The sequence below is a fragment of the Flavobacterium sp. LM4 genome, from assembly GCF_002017935.1.
Lineage (GTDB): Bacteria > Bacteroidota > Bacteroidia > Flavobacteriales > Flavobacteriaceae > Flavobacterium > Flavobacterium chungangense.
This window is the reverse complement of record NZ_MUFW01000005.1, coordinates 42,841-60,902: the sequence shown is the minus strand read 5'-3', so window position 1 is coordinate 60,902 and position 18,062 is coordinate 42,841. Positions and strand designations below refer to the sequence as shown.

Sequence of the window (18,062 nt, the reverse complement as noted above, 5' to 3'; positions counted from 1 at the left end):
ACTGTTATGGTGCAATTTACAAAAACTGTATCTGTATTGCTGTTTTATTTTTAAGAAATTTGCTTCATCAGATATACACCAAAAGAAACATCATGAAAACTACAAAATATTACCTGGCAGCTATTACTGCTTACACCGTTTGGGGATTTTTTAGTCTTGTGCTAAAACCAATTCATGAATATGCTTCAATGGATATTTTATTTTACCGTGTTTTTAGCTGTAGTATTTTAATGCTCTTAATTGCTTTTTTGTTCAAACGCAAAAAAATTAAGGAGACAATTGAGGTTTTCAATTCTTTATCTGCTTCTAAAAAGAGATACACCATCTTACTTAATATTGGCGGAAGCTTTTTTCTAATGGCCAACTGGTTTACATTTATTTATGTAATGAACCATGTAAGTGTGAAAGCGACCTCACTTGCATATTTGGTTTGCCCAATTTTAACAACACTGCTGGCCTATTTTGTACTGCATGAAAAACTGGGAAAAACACAATGGCTTTCGGTTGGATTAAGTATTTCGGGCTGTTTGTTGTTGTCGTATGCAGACATTATGGATATGTTTTTTAGTATCATTATCGGATTTACTTATGCGTGTTATTTAGTAAGCCAGCGTGTTAATAAAGGCTTTGACAAGTTTATTATCCTGACATTCCATATATCTGTGGCGGCTTTGTTGCTGGTACCGTTTTATCCGGTATATAGCGGTCCGGTACCTACTGAACTTACGTTTTACTTTTGTATCGAAACCATTGCTATATTTTTTACAATTATACCGTTGTTTTTAAATTTATATGCATTGGGCGGAATCAATTCTTCAACAGTTGGAATGCTGTTAAATATTAACCCGATGATTGCTTTTGGTCTGGCTTGTTTTGTTTATAAAGAGAAAATAACTCCGCTACAGATTCTGGCATATAGTATTATTTTCCTGGCGGTATTGGTTTTTAACTCGAATCATATTTTTGCTAAGAAAGTAAAAAATGTAGTAGCCGCTAAAAATTAAAAAGTATACAGAACATTAAAGTTTGAGGGAAGTTTTGGTAATCTTCTGCTTTTTTTGAATGAGTTTAAATACTACTTTTACAGTAAAAATAGTAATATGTTATTTCTGGTTTTAAGTATCATTTGCAGTGTGACAGTTGGTGTCATTTTTAAAATAACACGTAATTACAATTGCAATCCGGCTCAGATAATTACTTTCAATTATGTATTTGCACTACTATTTTGTTATTTTTCGTTTACTCCAAGTCTGGTTGAGGTTACCACAAACGCTCCGTGGAATATTTATTTGGCAATCGGTTTTCTGCTGCCTGTTGTTTTTTTGTTTTTAGCAATATCCATTAAACATATGGGAATTGTAAAAACAGATGCTGCTCAACGATTATCACTCTTTATTCCAATACTGGCTGCCTGGTTTATTTTTAAGGAAGAATTCAATCTTTATAAGTTAGTTGGACTTGTAACTGGTTTTTTTGCACTTTTACTGATTTTAAGAAAACCAACCCAAAATGAGCAGAATAAATGGCTTTATCCGGCCATAGTTTTATGCGGTTTTGGTTTAATTGATGTTCTTTTTAAACAAATTGCACTCTATAACGCTTTACCTTACACAACTTCATTATTTGTTGTTTTTTGTATTGCTTTGTTGGTTTCTACATTTGTGGCTGTTTATATGTATTTTTCCAAAAATGTAAAATTTGATTCTAAAAATATTCTTTTTGGAGCACTGGTAGGGCTTTTTAATTTTGGAAACATACTATTTTATCTTAAAGCACATAAAGCATTTTCTGAAAATCCGTCGACAGTTTTTGCCGGAATGAATATGGGGGTTATTGTTTTAGGAACTCTTGTCGGTCTCTTTTTTTTCAGGGAAAAATTATCTAAAACCAATTTTATTGGGGTCATTTTAGCCTTAATTGCAATTTTTTTCATTGTTTTTTCTCAAATAAGGTAAAATTTATTCTCTTGTAATAGCTTGATTTACAAGGTTTTTGTAAATATTTTTGTTTTTTTTTAAAATAAACTCTATCAATTCTATAGAATTTGTAAAATATATTTATAAATTTGCCATAACAATGAAGAACTATAGCCAACATATGATGTCTTTCAATTGCAGCTCCACGATGTGCTGTATGTTGAATCATGTCTTGAAATGGCGTTAATAGAGAAAGTACTTGTTAGTTATTTTTTTTTTAGCCTTTCATACCCGTGAAAGGCTTTTTTTAGAATTTATTTAAAAACACAGATATGAGATCAAATAAATACACCAATACACTGATGCAATGCTGTCTGATGAAAATCCCATGTCGCAGCTACAGTAATGAGAGACAGGAAAACGTAAATATCTTTTGTACATAACAGAAGACTTTAAAATATAAAATTTCAAAATCAATTGAATAAAATCTTAAACCTAAAAAATTATGAGCCTAGAAATAATTAAACAGAATCCTTTTCAGTCTATGATTGATCGTTTTAATATCGCAGCCGATATTTTAAACCTTGATGATTCGATCATACAGAAATTACAAAAACCGGAAAAACAAATTGTTGTAAATTTTTCGATTACACTTGACAATGGTAAAATTCAAAATTTTGAAGGCTACAGGGTGATTCATAATACAGCGTTAGGACCATCAAAAGGGGGAATACGTTATGATAAAGCTGTAAACCTTGATGAGGTAAAAGCACTGGCAGCCTGGATGACTTGGAAATCTGCTGTAACCGGAATTCCGTTTGGAGGAGCAAAAGGCGGAATTATTTGCGACCCCAGAGAGCATTCAAAAACAGAATTAGAAAAAATTACAAGAGCGTATACAAAAGCATTATCTGATATTTTTGGTCCGGAAAAAGATGTTCCTGCACCGGATATGGGAACAGGTCCGGACGAAATGGGCTGGCTAATGGATGAGTTTTCTTTAGTACACGGAAAAACGATTCATGCTGTGGTAACAGGAAAACATTTGCATTCAGGGGGTTCTTTGGGAAGGGTAGAAGCAACAGGAAAAGGGGTAAGTATCATTACGCTTCTGGCACTGCAAAAATTAAAATTAAGACCGGCCAGATCTTCAGTTGCCATTCAGGGATTTGGAAATGTTGGATTGCATTCAGCTTTATTTTTATATGAAAAAGGATTAAAAGTGGTTGCTGTAAGCGATGTATCAGAAGCGTTTTATAATCCGGATGGACTGAATATTCCGGAACTGATTTTGTATTATAACCTCAACAATAAGAGTATCAAAGGCTATCCAAATTCAGTTGCGATCAAACATGAAGAGTTATTGCTTTTGGATGTTGATGTGCTGATTCCTGCTGCGAAAGAAGATGTAATTACACAAAAAAACGCAGGTGATATCAAGGCAAAAATAATAGTAGAAGGTGCTAATGGCCCTGTTTCGTCTGATGCGGATAAAATTCTGCATGATAATAATGTACTGGTTGTTCCGGATATTTTGGCGAATGCAGGTGGGGTAACAGTTTCATACTTCGAATGGCTTCAGAACTCGCTTTTGGAATCCTGGAGAATCCATCAAATTAACAAGCGACTGGAAGATATTTTAGAAAAAGGTTTTGAAACTGTTTTCAGAGTTGCAGCAAAACATAACGTTACGCCTCGTATCGCTGCCTATATTATTGCTTTGCAAAAAGTTGCCGACACACAGTCGGTAAAAGATATAGCCTTAGAAGCGTCAAAATACAAACAGAACTAAGAATTATACATAATAAGAAAAGAATTTTTTATTAATGGAATGTCTGACAGACAGTTAAAATCAATTAATGAAAATTTCTTTTCTTTCATTAACAGAATTGAAAATAAGTTGTTTAGAGTCAAAAAATAATTTTTAAAAAATGGAACATATTAATTTTCTTGCGTTTGCAATGCCTGCGTTTTTCATTTTTTTATTTTTGGAATATAAGCTGATACAGCGCAGAAAAAAACCGGAGATTTTCAATTACGAAAGCTCGGTTTCGAATATTAGTATTGGTATTGCAGAAAGATTAATCAATCTTTTTATTGCTGCAAGTTTTTATCAGTTGTATTATTTTATTTATAACAATTACAGGCTGTTGGATATTCCGAGCAATATTTTTGTATGGTTTGCCTTAATTCTTGCAACTGATTTTGTGTGGTATTGGTATCACAGGCTTGGGCATGAAGTTAATTTTTTCTGGGCGGCACATATTGTACATCACCATAGCGAAGAGTTTAACTTTACTGCTGCTGCCAGAATTACTACTTTTCAGGCTGTCGTAAGAACTGGTTTTTGGTGTGTTCTTCCGCTTGTCGGGTTTCATCCGGCTATGGTTATTACTATGCTGATTGTGCATGGAGCCTATTCATTTTTTACCCATACACAACTTATCGGTAAAATAAAATGGCTGGAATATGTTTTTGTAACACCTTCCATTCACGGAGTACATCACGCCTCTGACGAAAAATATTTAGATAAGAATTACGGAGATATGTTTACTTTTTGGGACCGTATTTTTGGAACTTTTCAAGAGGAGGAGGAGAAACCAAAATACGGTTTAACCCATCCGTTAAAAAGCTATAGTTTTCTGTGGCAGCATACTCATTATTACTTCGAGATTTATGAATTATGGAAACGCTCAAAGGGTTTTAAAGTAAGATGGAAAGCTGTTTTTGGTAGTCCTGCACACATGGATCAGGATATTAGGCCAACATTAGAAAAACGATTTTTGCAGGATAAAAGCAATCCACATCAAAGATTGCGATTTAGAAATTACCTTTATATTCAATTAGGAATCTGTACTTTGATTCTAACTGTTTTTACTTATTATTTTGATCTTTTAGATGGGATTGATAAAGTCTTTGTATTGGCATTTATCCTAATCACATTAGTGAATTGCGGTGCTTTACTGGAACAGCGAAAATGGATGTATTATCTGGAATATGGCCGAATTTTTATTGTAACAACCTATTTTTTATATGAAGAAGACTTAACTTCATTCTTCTTTATTCCATTAGCCATTATGATTTTTGTTGAACAGTTGTTCTCGCTTAGTAAACGTTATCAAAATGTGGTGCTTCAATTGGATAATTCAGAATATGAGGTAGAATAAAAGAAAAAACGAGTCGTTTGATTTACAAAATTAAACGACTCGTTTTTGAAGATTAAAATTATTCGTGCTGAACGCAAAAGTTTTTTATTCTCAATCATACTCAATTAGTAGGTTTCCTGTGTTGTTATACACGATTATAATCCCCCTTCCAATTTACAATAGCTTGTTTGATGGCATCGCCGGATAGATTTTCTGCAAGTGCACGATCAATTAAAGATAGAAACTCAGTATCTGAAGCAAATCGAAAAGCAAAAAGCTGGTCTTCAGTAAATTTATATTCAATAGTTTCAAATCTGGTTCCGGTAAGTACAAAGTAGCGATACCGAAGTTCAAGTTTAACGATTCTGTTTTGTAAAATCAAAGCATAATGCTGGCGCAGCATAAAGGCGAGACAAAAAAGGAATATAAAAATCACGGTTATAAATCCCCATAAAAGTTTCTCAGCAGTTGTAAATGCAAAGTAAATTGCAAAAAGCATGAACATTATCAAAATTGGATAATATACAAAATGATGCGGTGGGTAAAACCGTATATGATTTTTGTAAGATTGTGTTTTCATAATTATTTTCTTGTAAATCTAAAAAAAGCTATCCTAAAATAGAATAGCTTTTAACCTAAATAAATCTAAAGTAACCAATTTTATTTTTTATCTAAATCCTGCTTAAGTTGTTTAGCATGTTGAAGATGTGCAGTCAAAGCGGCAACATTATTTGAAGCCCATGTTTTTATTTCTGGATCGTTTGCTTTTTCTGCGGCTTTAGTGAATTTATTGATTGCTTTTTCGTGACCGTCAATCATCATATCGGCAAATTTTTTATCAAAATCGACACCAGATTTTTCATTTAGTTTATTATATTCTTCTTTTCCTTCTTCAGTAATCGAAGTTGGTAATGAAAAATTTTTGCTGTCTGCAATAGTTTTTACTTCTCCGGCTGACTTTGTATGTTCGTCTACCAGCATTTTACCAAATTTTTTGACTTCGGCATTTGTACTTTTTGATTGAGCAAGTTTTCCAATTTCGATTTCAGCCAGATTTATTTCTGCTGCATCAACTAAAAATTCAGAATCATCTTCTTTTGAATCAATGCTGTCAAATTTAGCTTCATTTTGGTCTTCAGCAACTTCTTTTGGATCTTCTTGTTTTGATTCATTTTTACAAGAATTTAAACTCAATAACAAAATTCCTGTTCCTAAAACTACTTTGCTTATTAAAAGTATCTTTTTCATAATTTATATGTTTAAAATTTATAATGATAAAATTATTTAAACATCTGCCTGATATTTTACATTTTGAATTCATAATGTTATATCATTCAAACCTATATAAATTCTTTGATGGTTTTCCATTCATTGAATTTTGCGTCAAATGATTTGCCGGCGTTGGCAGGACTTGTTGAAGGCATGGTTATAAAATGATAATCATTGATTTTTAATGAAACATGTTTTTTAAAAAAAGCTGCTGCCTTCTGTCCGTTAAAAACAATAGTTTTAATATTGGGGTGCTGCTTAAAAAAAAGTTCAAAATCATTTGTGATTTCATTTTTAATAGCACTGTCCAGACTTCCAATTCTATCACAAAATTGCAAAACATCCCATAAGGCGATTTTATTTTTCAGTAAAAGGGCCTTTCTTATTTTATAATCAGTAGAGAAATCTTCCTCCAAAATTTCAAACATAAATCGCCAGAAATTATTTCTTATATGACCATAATACTGCTGTATTTCAAGTGATTTTGTACCGGGCATTGTTCCTAAAATCAGAATTGTTGCATTGGGTTGAGCAATTGGAGCAAAAGAAAAACTTTTCATATTTAAACGAATAAGAGAATGTTATAGAAGTAATTATAAAACAAAACTCAAAAATTATATAACATAATTAATGGTGTTCTGAACGAATTTTGTAGTTCAGGTTTTTTAATTAAAATAATGGATCTGTTTTGTTGACTAAAGATATATTTAAAATTTAAATCCGCCCAAATGAAAATAGTAACTATACATAACGATAAGATTAAAAATATATTTGAAGAACTAACATTAAGCTTAGGAGGAGAAATAATTTTTGATTCAGATGAATATGGCTTAGAAGTCAGCAATAATTTTGCCAAAGGTAGCATTGTAGGATCCTCTTTCAGTGATTCAGTTTCCTGTTTACAGTTTGATATGACTTTTTCTGAAGATGTAAAAATCAGTATTGGGAATCCGGATATTTTGCCGGTTTATTTTGCTTATTGTTCTAAGGGAAGTTTATCACATAGTTTTGGAATGTCCGGAGTTGAAAGAAAGTTAAAAAAATTTCAGACTGCTATAGTTTCATCAAAGCAAAAAGAAGATAATATTTTATTTTTCGATAAAAACACCAATACCAGAGTTACTTTAATTGTAGTAGGAACTCAAAATACTGATACATCTGAAAATAATTTTTTCAATTTTAAAGTAAAAGAAACTTTCTTTGAAAAAAATAGGGATGGAAATTTTTTCTATCTCGGTTCATATAATTTGAAAATAGCAGAAAAAATAGAACAATTAAATGCTGTTACCCAAACCGGAATTGTTCGGAATTTGTTGAAAGAAGGTATTTTGAAAATTATTCTGGCAATGGAGATTCAGCAGCATTCTGATGATATGAATAATTGTTTGAAAGAAACAAACTGCCTTACTCTAAAGGAAATGGAAGAAATAAAAAAGCTTTCAGATCTTATAAAAGAAACTCCCGAAGAGCAATTTACCATTAAATCGCTTAGCAAGAAATCGGGTTTATCACCAAACAAACTGCAGGAAGGTTTTAAAATGATCCATGACAGAACGGTCAATGATTTTATTACTCATATGCGAATATTAAAAGCCGAAATTTTAATTAAAAATTCAGATTTAAATATTTCCGAAATAGTGTATTGCATTGGTTTTACAAGTAGAAGTTATTTTTCTAAAATCTTCAAGCAAAAATTCAACTGTAGTCCAAAAGAATATAAATTCAATCAAAATCAGGTGGCTATTACGGCATAATTTAAGAACTCTGAGATGCTAAGATTTGGTTATTGATTATTTTTTAACTTTATGTGATGGATAAGTTACTATGTAGATTCTGGTACTACAGCGGGTTTGGGACTAAATTAAGCTCATTATTAGGATTTGCCAGATGAGCGATAGCGTCTTGTGGCTTGTGGCTTGCAGAAGTTGGAGATTTGATCAGCTTAAACTTCGATTAATCAATGAACACAAAAGTACAAAACAATGTGTAAATTCAAGACCAAAGCCCCAATTTTTGCAAACCGCTGTTACCTGATTTTTTTTCTTTTATTTTTTTATAAATCTGTTTGTTTGTCCGTTTAATTTATATGTATAAATACCATTACTTAATTCTGTTACATTCAAATTGATTTCTCCGTTTTCTTCTCCAATTACGTTTTTATTCAAAACTTTTTTTCCATTAATGTCAAAAACTTCTAAAGTTCCATTTTTACCATTTTCTAAATTATTTGTAATTGTTATATTATTTTCTGTTGGATTTGGATATCCTATAAATAAATTTGATTCTCTATTTACTGAAACTGTTCCTAAAGTTGTGCCTGGCAAAGAATATATTTTGTAAATACTATTGTCACCGCCATTTGTATTAATACGATTAGTAGTAACTAGTTTGAAATCATCTGATAAACCTTTAATAATATATGCGTCGTAACATTCTCCAAAATTTTGTAAAACAACACCATTCTGGTCAATTAACACTAACTTATAATCATAATCAATTGTGTTATATGTAAAAACTAAAAATTCAATTGTTGAATTAGTATTAAATAATTTATCTGAAGCACCAATTATGCCATGTAATCTATAATTATTATCTAACGGAATTGATAAGGTATTTGTTAAGTTATGTGAACTATTGTAAATTTTCATTATATTAGTTCCTTCAACAGTATAATAGTTTAATCCAGTTTCTGTTTTAAAAGCATTTGGGAGATCTTTAAATTTGTAATTAGAAGTATATGAATGTTCTAATGTTGCTTGTCCAAATGACAAATTTGAAATTGAAACCGTGGCAATTAAGCCTAAAATAATTTTTCTCATAATTTTCTTTATCCCGACACTATTTGTGTTTTGGCTGTGGGTTTTAATTAGCCGTTAAACGTTATTTTATTCTTTTTTTATTTTTTGCACAATTTTGGTCGAAAATATTAGGTAACAAACAGGCCAGGCAAGTCATCTCAAATACAAAACCAATTTTCTATTAAGCCTATTGCCCAAATCCGCTGTAGCTGTTGTCAGAATATTTAATTTTTAATCAGTTTTTCGTTTGTTTTTTCTCTGTTTTCAGTTTCTATTTGAATGATATAATTCCCTTTTGTTAAACTCTCAATATTTATTTGTTCATTAAATTTAGATTTACCTTTTTTAACAGATCTGCCCGTTATGTCAACAATTTTATATTCAAAATTTGCTTCTGAATTTTTATCGTTCTGTACTGTTATGAAATTGCTTGTAGGATTTGGATATATTTTTAAACTTATATTTTGATTAATTTCTTTTACAGATAGATTTTGTTCTGTTGTGGTTGAAATAATTTCTCCAAAATCAGTAGATGCTTGAGCAGTTATATCAAAACTGCTTTCGGTATTATTAATGAAATCATATTTTACAATTTTATAATCTACAAATGTTACTTGATTTTTTATAATTCCACAAATTTCGTGACTGTCTGCTAAGAATGTTAAACTTTCAATTTTACCATAGTTTATTAAATTTGTTGCGAAAACACGACTGTTGATAACGGATGCATTAGTTGTATTTAGCTCTAATAACGTGTGGACTTGAGGGTTTACACTATAATCTCTCTTTACCACAAAAAGCCTGTTTTCTGCAATAATCATATCTGTATATTCAGTATTTGCATCTATTGGTAATGTTAAAGTAGTTTCTGAACTGGTTAGGATGTTGTACTTATAAATAATATTTCTGGACAAGCCATATATTTCATTTGTGGAACTTGAAAATGATAAATCACGATTGTAAAGTGAAGGAATGCTTGAGTTTAAAGTATATGTACTTATTACATTTCCATTGGTTTGATTGATTTCTTGTAACGAATGAATGTAAGTAGGCGAGTTTGAATAATCCCTTTTAGTTACAAATAATCGATTGTTTGCCATTATTATTCCTCCATAATCTGTTGCTGTTGCTGTTGGTAATGTAAAAGAGGCTTCACTATTGGTGAGGATATTTTTTTTAGTAATGATAACATCCGAGAGACCAAATAGTTCATTTGTTTGAGCATTAAATGTTAAACTTTCGGGAGAATAACTGCTAGGAAAACTTGTTGTAAAATTTTCATTATTTAAAACAGTTCCATTTGATGAATTTAATTTTTGAAGGGAGTGAACATAGGTCGGGGAATTGCTATAATCTCTTTTTGTTACTAATAAATTCTGTGAATAGCTATATAAGCTTACTGTTAATAGAAATACATAAGATAATTTTTTTGTCATACTTTTTTTTGTGTTTATGGTGTAATTTTCAGCCAACGTCTTGGTGTTAGACGTAATTTGTAGCTAAATTAAGCTCTATTTTCGGATTTGCCAAATCTCTCAAATACAAAACCAATTTCCCATTAAGCCTATTGCCTAAATCCGTTGCCGTTATTTTATCTTTCGCATTTTATAGTTTAAGTTTTGATTTCTGAATAATGTTTCCAATTTTAGCCCATCTTTATGAGTTACTAAAAATTCTTATTAATTGATTTTTAGGTATTTAAAACATGAATAATGGTCGCATCCAAAACATAAGTCAATGTATGATCATCTTTTTTCTATATAAATGAATATGGTATGATGTGGCTCAAAACAATAATGACCATCGTATATTAAACTGTCTTTTTTTTGTTTTGAAATAATTTCAATTAGTTCTCCCTTTAATTTCGAATTTAATTGAATTTGTTCTTTTATTATTTTCCTGTTAGGTTTCTCATTTTTTAATAGAGGTCTGATTTTTGTTTTACTGTATCCAGGCTTTTGGATATTCAGCTCAAAATCTTCGTGACTAGTAATTATAACTTTTTCTGAATTTTTTATAAACGTTGTTAAATTTTCATTTGCGTTTTGTGAAAAACTTAAAAGTGAATTTAAAAAGAAATGAAGGATTAATATTTTTTTTATCATAATCTGTAGACAAAAATGGTTCAATAACAGCAAGTTTATTTTAAATATCTAATAAAAAAACTACAATTAAACTACAATTAGATAGATTGTAGTGATTTTTTTCATTTTTTTCAAAAATATTTTTTTGTTATAAATAATGAAACGACATTTTGATAATCCAATTTGTAGGAATTGAGATTTAAACGGATAAAATTACCTTCCAAACCGATAATATTCTAAATCGGGATGCTTTTTTTTGTTGATAGAATCCATAATCGAATTCATTGCCATTATGCTAAAAGTGATGCCGTTACCGCCAAATCCCAAAATATAGTGTTCGTTTTTACCCGGATCCGGTTTCCCAAAATAAGGCAGACCGTCTTTAGTTTCGCCAAATGTTCCAGCCCAGGAGTAATCTATCTTGAAATTGATTCTGGGAAACTTTTTTTGAAATTTATTTAAAAGAAACTTCTCCTTTTTTGGTAGAAATTTGTCTCGCTTTTTTGGGTCTTTAAAATCTTCATCGCCACCGCCCATTATTATTCGATTGTCAGTAGTCGACCTAAAGTATAAATAAGGTTTAGAAGTATCCCAAAAAACAGCATTTTTAAATATACTTGATAAATTAGGAATGCTTTCAGATGCTATAACATACGTACTTTTTAGATTTACGACTTTTTCTGTAAGTGTTTCGGTGCTTTCGTAACCGCTGCAATGTATGATATGATCAGCAACAATATTATATTTATTTTCGGTCTGTGCAATCATCTTACCGTTTAAATCTTTGGTTGAAGTTATATTGGTACGATCAAAAATTTTCATTCCGTTTTCTCTGCAATAAACAAATAAATCCTGCGCAAACCTGTACGGATCCAGAACAGCCGCAGTATTAGATTCGATAGCTGCGATAGCATTTAATCCAAATTTTTCCAAATCCCATCTTTCTAGCCAATTTACATCAAAGCCATACTTTTTTCTTGCAATAAATTCATTTTTTAGAAAAGGAAGGTCTTTTTTAAAAGAACAAAAATAAATACTCTTTTTAAATTCAAATTGGCAGTCACTCTTTATATCATCAATAATGCTTCTTAAATCGAAAATTGCTTTTTTTCCGTTTTTATAACTGTCAACGGCACATTCTAAACCTCTTAAGTTTATTAGCTCATGCAGAGGAACATCAATTTCATATTGAAGCAAGGCAGTACTTGCTGCAGTACTGCCATTAGCTATATCACGTCGGTCGACAAGTACCACCTTTTTTCCTTCATTAATAAGTTTATAAGCGATTAATGCTCCGGTAATTCCACCTCCAATAATTAAAATTTGCGTGTTTATATCTGAATCTATGGATGGATAACTCGTATCCATCGCATGTTTTAGGGGCCAGAAACTTTCTGTTGAACGTAATTTCATGTTTTAGTAGGTTTGACAACGATTTTATATAAATATCTTTTCGTTGATGTTTTTATTTTGCCTTAACTTTTTCTTTCCTGACTACTTTATTGCTTTTTTCATTGTAGACAGCATCTAGTATTTCTTTTCCGGTTTTACTGAATATTTTTATTTTAGGATTCTCATGAGTACCCGTAATGGTAATTGGAAAACCAACAATTCCAAAAGGAGGAAGCCCTAAACGCATTCTAAGATCTAAAAGCCCATCGAAACTGGTCGTTCCTTTTATTGTGGGTTTAAAACTCGCCACGCTAAAAGTAAAAGGAGTAATGTGGATGAGGTTATTATCAATTCTTGATTTGATTTCAATGCCTTGTATATCAGGGTTATTCAATCCATCCTGTCCCGTTTTTGAACTGATTCCGTCAAATAATTTGAGGCCTTTAATTTTTACATCGCGTAAATTTATAGTACCCATTCCTTCAAAAGACTCATAAATAGGACTCATGTTTCCATTTAAATCACCTTTAATTTTATAATCCACAGAGATAATTCCTTCTGCTTTTTCTGCAGCGGTGACCATATCATGAAACATCGGAATTTCTTTGTAGGCTCTTTGAACGCTAAAATCTTTTGCTTTAAAATGAGCATCAAAACGTGCTGCTGTAGGCGATTCATCATTATAGGAAGCATCAACAACCAAGGCACAGTCAATAATATTGAATACAGCATTTTCTAAATAAAAATTTCCTTTAGAAATACCGGTTTTTCCATTAAGTTTATTAAAAACAAGCCCATTGTATTCAATTTTATCAGCATTTGCAGTAAGGTTTACATTTAAGTTTTTTGGTACAATTACTACTCCGCTTAATTTAGGATGATCTTCTTTTGCGTAGGCAACTTCTAAATTCCGATCTTTGTTTTCGCCTTTTCCAAGCGCCATAAATTCGTCAATATTTATAAGTTTGGATTTCATATTGAAATTTCCGCTCAAAGTTCCATTAGATTCTAAAAAATAATTGATTGTATTTATCAGATAACCGTTGATGTCGAAATCGGATTTTCCATAAGAGGCATAAAATTTTTCAAACCACATTTTTTCGTTTTGAAATCTGAAGTTTCCCTGTTTGATAAAAAATGCTTTTGGAAAAAGTTCTGATGTTGTTTTGATATTTTTTAATAAAATAGTGCCCCTGTTATTTAATTTGTCATACTGACCGGATGTAGCGTAACTTTGTTTTCCCTGAAGCGAAAGATCCGCTTTTGCATAACCTGTAACGTTCATTCCTTTTCTGGCAAATACTTTATAAATGTTGCCCACATTAAGTTCACCTTTTACTTTTGCATTATATGCCAGATCATTAAAGTCAGAAAGTGCAGCATTTACATACACTGGATTTCCTTCAAAAACAAAAGAAGCAGGTGCAATAGCTACAATCAGATCCTTATAAGTACCGGCTTTGTTAAGTACATTGGCTACAAAAGTAATGTTAGTAACAGGGTTTGGATAGGAATCCGTTTTTATCCAGCCGTTGTGTAATGCTATTCCGCCTCTTGTTTTAGGAAATAATTTTTTTGAAGCACTAAAAGTACCCTTTGCCTGAATATCAGTTCTCAGGATTCCTTTTAAATCGAGGGAATATAACCCCAAAGCAGCATCAAGTGTAGCGAGATCTAATGCTCCTTTTACACTCGCATCTACATTCATTTCGTTAAAACCTTTGCTTCGTAAATAAGCTGTGAAATAATCTTTTTCGCCAACTTTAAATTTGAAAGTTTTTAAATTGATTAAAAGTTTTTCAATTTCAAGTGAAGGCATAATAGCATTCAGATTCATTTGAAAATCCGTTAATGGGGCAGGAGCATTCTGATAATTAATGGCTCCTTCATTAATTTTCAAATTAAAAGCAAGATCCGGTTTTTGCTTTTTGGCGACATTATAATTTCCTTTAAAAGTAAAAAGTAAATCACTTTTACCTGAAATTTCTGTCTCTTCAAGCCATGTTAAATATTCCGGAGGCATAACCGAGAACAAATCTTTTACAGTTGTATTTTTTGATGCTGCGTTGATATTGATTTTATATCCGTCTCTTAAAATGGTAAATAATCCTGTAAATTCTAAAGGTAATTTGTTGATCTTTAATTCATTTTTTTGAAGAATAAAAGAAAGCGCATGTGTGTTGATTCGGGTAATTAAATCAGCACGCAGTTCTTTTTTTCTAAGATACGCAGTTCTGTCATAATAAAAGTCAATGTTATCAATTTTGGCATCAGTATTCAAGTCGAAAATATCTTCACTTAAATTTCCTTTTCCAATGTAGTTAAAGCCTTTTGCATCTATCAGTATTTTAGCCGAACGATCATTGTATCTTACATGACAGTCTTTTAAATCAATGCGTTCCAACCGAATTGCGGTTCCTTCTTCGGTAGTGCTGGTATCTTTTTTAATGTCCTTTGGGGCGATGTAAATATTATAATTGGCCTGCCCTTTTTGATTTACCATTAAATTTATATCTGCTTTTGAAACATATAGTTTGTTGATTTTTAATTCATTATCAAATAATAATCTTTTAATATTTATTCCAAAAGCAACCTGTTCTGCTTTTAATAAAGTATCCTTTTTAAAAGGTGTTGATCCGGTAAGTGTAACGTCATCGAGGGAGACTGTCAATGATGGAAAATGTGTAAAAAAAGAAAATCTGGATCTTGAAAATTCTATTTTGCTGTCAAGTCTTTCGTTAGCAATTTTTTTAACTTCAGAAGCTACTTTTCCGGGAAAAAGTAACGGAATCAAAAATAGTAACAGCAAAACTGATGCTATTACTATTCCTGAAATTTTGGCAATTTTAAGGCTTATATGTTTCAATTTACTTTGCATATAAAAATTTTTTATTCACTGCTGGGTGAAAAATTATTGAAGCTTGATCTTCATAAGAAGTAGAGTTTAAATCATTTATTTTTTATCTTTTTCTTTTTTGGCTTCTTCAGCCTTTTTTGCTTGCTCCTCTGCTTTTTTCTTTTCTTCTTTTAATTTTTCCTCTTTTTCTTTTTCTTTTTCAAGTTGTTCTTCCTTTTTTTCTTTCGCTTCTTCCAACTTCTCTTCTTTCTCTTTTTCTTTTTTCTTAAAATAACCTTTCAGAAGGAAATTACTTTTAGCTGCTTCCATGTTTTCGCTAAAACCTTTAGTTCCTTTTTCCAGGTTGCTAAGTGTTTTATCCATAGCATTGGCCATTCCCGGATCGCGCATTAGTTTTGCCAAAGCACCATTTCCATTGTTCATGCTATGACTGAAAATAGCCAATTCTTCAGAGATTACGCTTACATTATCCATGCTCTTTTTAACAGTTTTCATGATGTCGTTCATTTCTATTGCACTTAATGAGGCAATTTGTGCATTATTTTCAACTATTTTTTGCGATTTGACGCCAGGTGTGATGGTCAATACTTTATCACCCATTAAACCATCAGAACCAATACTGGCTTTGGCATCTGTTTTAATAAATTCGCGAACATCATCTTTAATTATCATTCCCACTACAACAGTAGAATCGTTTACCAGCTGAATTTCATCTATAGTACCAATGTTGATACCGGAGAATCTTACGTTATTACCAATTTCTAAACCACTCACTGTTTTAAAACTTGATGTAATGCGGAAGGTAGAACCAAAAAGATTTTTTTGTTTTCCGATAAAATAGACCGCCAGTATAAAAATCAGCACACCTATTGTTACAAATATCCCTAATTTCCAAGTATATCCAGATTGCTTCTCCATGATTTTGATTTTATATTTTATTCAAAGAATGAGCGTACCCATTCATCTTCACTTTTTTCTAATTCTTCGTAAGTTCCTTCTGCCTGAATTTTACCTTCTTTTAATACAATTATACGATCTGCAGTCAATTTTGCACAGGCCATATCATGTGTAATAATGATAGAAGTTGTTTTACGTTTGTGTTTGATATCCAGTATCAATTCACTTATTTCTCTTGATGTTATCGTATCCAGACCCGTTGTGGGTTCATCATACAAAATGATTTCGGGCTTTAAAATCAAGGTACGGGCAAGTCCAATTCTTTTGCGCATTCCTCCGGATAATTCTGAAGGCATTTTATCGATTGCCTCACTTAAACCTACATTATCAAGTGCTTCAATAACTTCTTTCTCTACTTCCTCAGGTTTTAAGTCACGTTTGTGTTTTCTTAGTGTAAAAGCCAGATTTTCTCTTACGGTCATGGAATCGTACAAAGCACCACTTTGAAATAAAAAACCAATTTTGACTCTCATTTCGTTCAATTCTGCTTTTGGAAGCTCTAAAATGTTTTCGCCAAATACATTTATTTCACCTTTATCAGGTTGTATTAAACCTACGATACATTTTATCGTCACTGATTTTCCTGAACCGGAACGTCCTAAAACAACTAAATCCTCGCCTTTATAAACAACAAAATCTACCCCTTTTAGAACATGATTATTTTTTCCAAAAGTTTTGTGCAAATCTTTGATTTCTATAATGGCTTGTTTATTGTCTGTATTAGTCGCCTCAGTTGTTATATTTTCTTCTTTTATCATCTTAAAAAAATAAATCGGTTACTTGAACAGCTAACATGTCTATAATAAAAATGCTTAAAGAAGCGGTGACTACAGCAGAATTCGCTGCTTTGCCCACACTTTCTGTACCGTTTGTGGCATTAAAACCTTTGTAGCATCCAATCATTCCAATAAAAAATCCAAAGAAAAAAGTTTTGATTGTCGCCGGAATCAAATCCAGGAACTCAAGTGATTGGAATATTTTGGTGATGTATCTGTAAAAGCTAACATCTCCATGAATATTTATACCCACATATCCACCGAAAATTCCAACAGCATCGGCAAAAAATACCAGAATCGGAACCATTAAAGTGGTAGCTAGGATTCGGGTCACCACTAAATAATTGTAAGGATTAATAGCCGAAACTTCCATGGCATCTATTTGTTCTGTTACTTTCATCGAGCCTAATTCGGCACCTATTCCGGATGATATTTTTCCTGCACAGATCAAAGCAGTAATGACCGGAGCAATTTCACGAATTAAAGAAAGCGCCACCATTCCCGGAAGCCAGGATTCTGCACCAAATTTTACTAACGTTGGCCTTGATTGTAAGGTAAGTACCAAACCCATGATAAAACCTGTTATAGCTACCAGTGGTAAGGATTTATAGCCCATAACATAACATTGTTTCAGAAATTGTCTGGTTTCATAAGGAGGTACAAAAACCTCTCTAAAAAACCTCGTTGCAAATACAGTTGCATTTCCGATTTCTTCGAATGTATTTTTTAAGGTGAGTATCAAAATGTTTCGTGTTTAAAGTTGTGTATAAGCTGAAAATCAGTTTTTTAACAATTTTGGCTTCTCTTTTTATTATAGATGAAAGTTACCTCTATACTTGTTAAAATTCTTTACACAACTTTTAACTA

General features: G+C 31.6%; 16 protein-coding genes. 5 read left to right on the top strand and 11 right to left on the bottom strand.

What is annotated here, in order from left to right:
* The first annotated feature begins 92 nt into the window (after positions 1 to 92).
* The 4 genes from BXU10_RS21570 (at position 93) to BXU10_RS21550 (ending at position 5,083) form a co-directional block, all read left to right on the top strand.
* Complete coding sequence (locus tag BXU10_RS21570) at positions 93 to 1,004, top strand: EamA family transporter (RefSeq protein ID WP_078229554.1); 912 nt, start codon at positions 93 to 95, stop codon at positions 1,002 to 1,004.
* Between the two features lie 96 nt (positions 1,005 to 1,100).
* Positions 1,101 to 1,955 (top strand): DMT family transporter, encoded by an 855-nt coding sequence (locus tag BXU10_RS21565; RefSeq protein WP_078229553.1) that lies wholly within the window; start codon positions 1,101 to 1,103, stop codon positions 1,953 to 1,955.
* Positions 1,956 to 2,421: 466 nt separating this feature from the next.
* On the top strand, positions 2,422 to 3,708 hold the full coding sequence (locus tag BXU10_RS21555) for a Glu/Leu/Phe/Val dehydrogenase (RefSeq protein WP_189328115.1): 1,287 nt from the start codon (positions 2,422 to 2,424) through the stop codon (positions 3,706 to 3,708).
* Positions 3,709 to 3,847: 139 nt separating this feature from the next.
* Positions 3,848 to 5,083, top strand: a complete 1,236-nt coding sequence (locus BXU10_RS21550; protein WP_078229551.1) for a sterol desaturase family protein — start codon at positions 3,848 to 3,850, stop codon at positions 5,081 to 5,083.
* A gap of 124 nt (positions 5,084 to 5,207) precedes the next feature.
* On the opposite strand, the gene BXU10_RS21545 is transcribed toward BXU10_RS21550, so the two are convergent.
* The 3 genes from BXU10_RS21545 to BXU10_RS21535 all read right to left on the bottom strand — a co-directional run bounded on the left by BXU10_RS21545 (position 5,208) and on the right by BXU10_RS21535 (position 6,891).
* Positions 5,208 to 5,642 (bottom strand): DUF6526 family protein, encoded by a 435-nt coding sequence (locus BXU10_RS21545; RefSeq protein WP_078229550.1) that lies wholly within the window; start codon positions 5,640 to 5,642, stop codon positions 5,208 to 5,210.
* An 80-nt stretch (positions 5,643 to 5,722) separates the two neighbouring features.
* Entirely contained in the window at positions 5,723 to 6,310 is a 588-nt protein-coding gene (locus BXU10_RS21540; protein ID WP_078229549.1) for a DUF4142 domain-containing protein, read from the bottom strand.
* Positions 6,311 to 6,402: 92 nt separating this feature from the next.
* A complete protein-coding gene (locus tag BXU10_RS21535) occupies positions 6,403 to 6,891 on the bottom strand; it encodes a DNA-deoxyinosine glycosylase (RefSeq protein ID WP_078229548.1) in 489 nt (162 codons plus the stop codon).
* 168 nt (positions 6,892 to 7,059) lie between these two features.
* Here BXU10_RS21535 and BXU10_RS21530 point away from each other — a divergent pair, with 168 nt between their 5' ends.
* Complete coding sequence (locus BXU10_RS21530) at positions 7,060 to 8,085, top strand: AraC family transcriptional regulator (RefSeq protein WP_078229547.1); 1,026 nt, start codon at positions 7,060 to 7,062, stop codon at positions 8,083 to 8,085.
* Between the two features lie 291 nt (positions 8,086 to 8,376).
* Here BXU10_RS21530 and BXU10_RS21525 read toward each other — a convergent pair whose 3' ends face one another.
* From BXU10_RS21525 to BXU10_RS21490, 8 genes are all read right to left on the bottom strand, one after another.
* Positions 8,377 to 9,150 (bottom strand): T9SS type A sorting domain-containing protein, encoded by a 774-nt coding sequence (locus tag BXU10_RS21525; RefSeq protein WP_078229546.1) that lies wholly within the window; start codon positions 9,148 to 9,150, stop codon positions 8,377 to 8,379.
* A 203-nt stretch (positions 9,151 to 9,353) separates the two neighbouring features.
* The gene (locus tag BXU10_RS21520; RefSeq protein WP_123922077.1) at positions 9,354 to 10,565 is read right to left on the bottom strand and encodes a T9SS type A sorting domain-containing protein; all 1,212 of its coding nucleotides are present in this window, start codon (positions 10,563 to 10,565) and stop codon (positions 9,354 to 9,356) included.
* 309 nt (positions 10,566 to 10,874) lie between these two features.
* Positions 10,875 to 11,234, bottom strand: a complete 360-nt coding sequence (locus BXU10_RS21515; protein WP_078229544.1) for a hypothetical protein — start codon at positions 11,232 to 11,234, stop codon at positions 10,875 to 10,877.
* A gap of 192 nt (positions 11,235 to 11,426) precedes the next feature.
* A complete protein-coding gene (locus BXU10_RS21510; RefSeq protein WP_078229543.1) occupies positions 11,427 to 12,626 on the bottom strand; it encodes an FAD-binding oxidoreductase in 1,200 nt (399 codons plus the stop codon).
* Positions 12,627 to 12,678: 52 nt separating this feature from the next.
* Positions 12,679 to 15,483, bottom strand: coding sequence for an AsmA family protein (locus BXU10_RS21505; protein ID WP_078229542.1), 2,805 nt, complete (start codon positions 15,481 to 15,483; stop codon positions 12,679 to 12,681).
* A gap of 75 nt (positions 15,484 to 15,558) precedes the next feature.
* Entirely contained in the window at positions 15,559 to 16,380 is an 822-nt protein-coding gene (locus BXU10_RS21500) for an MlaD family protein (RefSeq protein WP_078229541.1), read from the bottom strand.
* A gap of 17 nt (positions 16,381 to 16,397) precedes the next feature.
* On the bottom strand, positions 16,398 to 17,177 hold the full coding sequence (locus tag BXU10_RS21495; protein WP_078229540.1) for an ABC transporter ATP-binding protein: 780 nt from the start codon (positions 17,175 to 17,177) through the stop codon (positions 16,398 to 16,400).
* A 1-nt stretch (position 17,178) separates the two neighbouring features.
* A complete protein-coding gene (locus tag BXU10_RS21490; RefSeq protein ID WP_078229539.1) occupies positions 17,179 to 17,937 on the bottom strand; it encodes an ABC transporter permease in 759 nt (252 codons plus the stop codon).
* Positions 17,938 to 18,062: the final 125 nt, after the last annotated feature.

Excerpts from the sequence above, each read along its gene's own strand:
- BXU10_RS21535 (WP_078229548.1), bottom strand. The coding sequence starts at position 6,891 with ATGAAAAGTTTTTCTTTTGCTCCAATTGCTCAACCCAATGCAACAATT.
- BXU10_RS21540 (WP_078229549.1), bottom strand. The coding sequence starts at position 6,310 with ATGAAAAAGATACTTTTAATAAGCAAAGTAGTTTTAGGAACAGGAATT.
- BXU10_RS21505 (WP_078229542.1), bottom strand. The coding sequence starts at position 15,483 with ATGCAAAGTAAATTGAAACATATAAGCCTTAAAATTGCCAAAATTTCA.
- BXU10_RS21510 (WP_078229543.1), bottom strand. The coding sequence starts at position 12,626 with ATGAAATTACGTTCAACAGAAAGTTTCTGGCCCCTAAAACATGCGATG.
- BXU10_RS21530 (WP_078229547.1), top strand. The coding sequence starts at position 7,060 with ATGAAAATAGTAACTATACATAACGATAAGATTAAAAATATATTTGAA.
- BXU10_RS21550 (WP_078229551.1), top strand. The coding sequence starts at position 3,848 with ATGGAACATATTAATTTTCTTGCGTTTGCAATGCCTGCGTTTTTCATT.
- BXU10_RS21495 (WP_078229540.1), bottom strand. The coding sequence starts at position 17,177 with ATGATAAAAGAAGAAAATATAACAACTGAGGCGACTAATACAGACAAT.
- BXU10_RS21525 (WP_078229546.1), bottom strand. The coding sequence starts at position 9,150 with ATGAGAAAAATTATTTTAGGCTTAATTGCCACGGTTTCAATTTCAAAT.
- BXU10_RS21515 (WP_078229544.1), bottom strand. The coding sequence starts at position 11,234 with ATGATAAAAAAAATATTAATCCTTCATTTCTTTTTAAATTCACTTTTA.
- BXU10_RS21520 (WP_123922077.1), bottom strand. The coding sequence starts at position 10,565 with ATGACAAAAAAATTATCTTATGTATTTCTATTAACAGTAAGCTTATAT.
- BXU10_RS21500 (WP_078229541.1), bottom strand. The coding sequence starts at position 16,380 with ATGGAGAAGCAATCTGGATATACTTGGAAATTAGGGATATTTGTAACA.
- BXU10_RS21565 (WP_078229553.1), top strand. The coding sequence starts at position 1,101 with ATGTTATTTCTGGTTTTAAGTATCATTTGCAGTGTGACAGTTGGTGTC.
- BXU10_RS21570 (WP_078229554.1), top strand. The coding sequence starts at position 93 with ATGAAAACTACAAAATATTACCTGGCAGCTATTACTGCTTACACCGTT.
- BXU10_RS21545 (WP_078229550.1), bottom strand. The coding sequence starts at position 5,642 with ATGAAAACACAATCTTACAAAAATCATATACGGTTTTACCCACCGCAT.
- BXU10_RS21555 (WP_189328115.1), top strand. The coding sequence starts at position 2,422 with ATGAGCCTAGAAATAATTAAACAGAATCCTTTTCAGTCTATGATTGAT.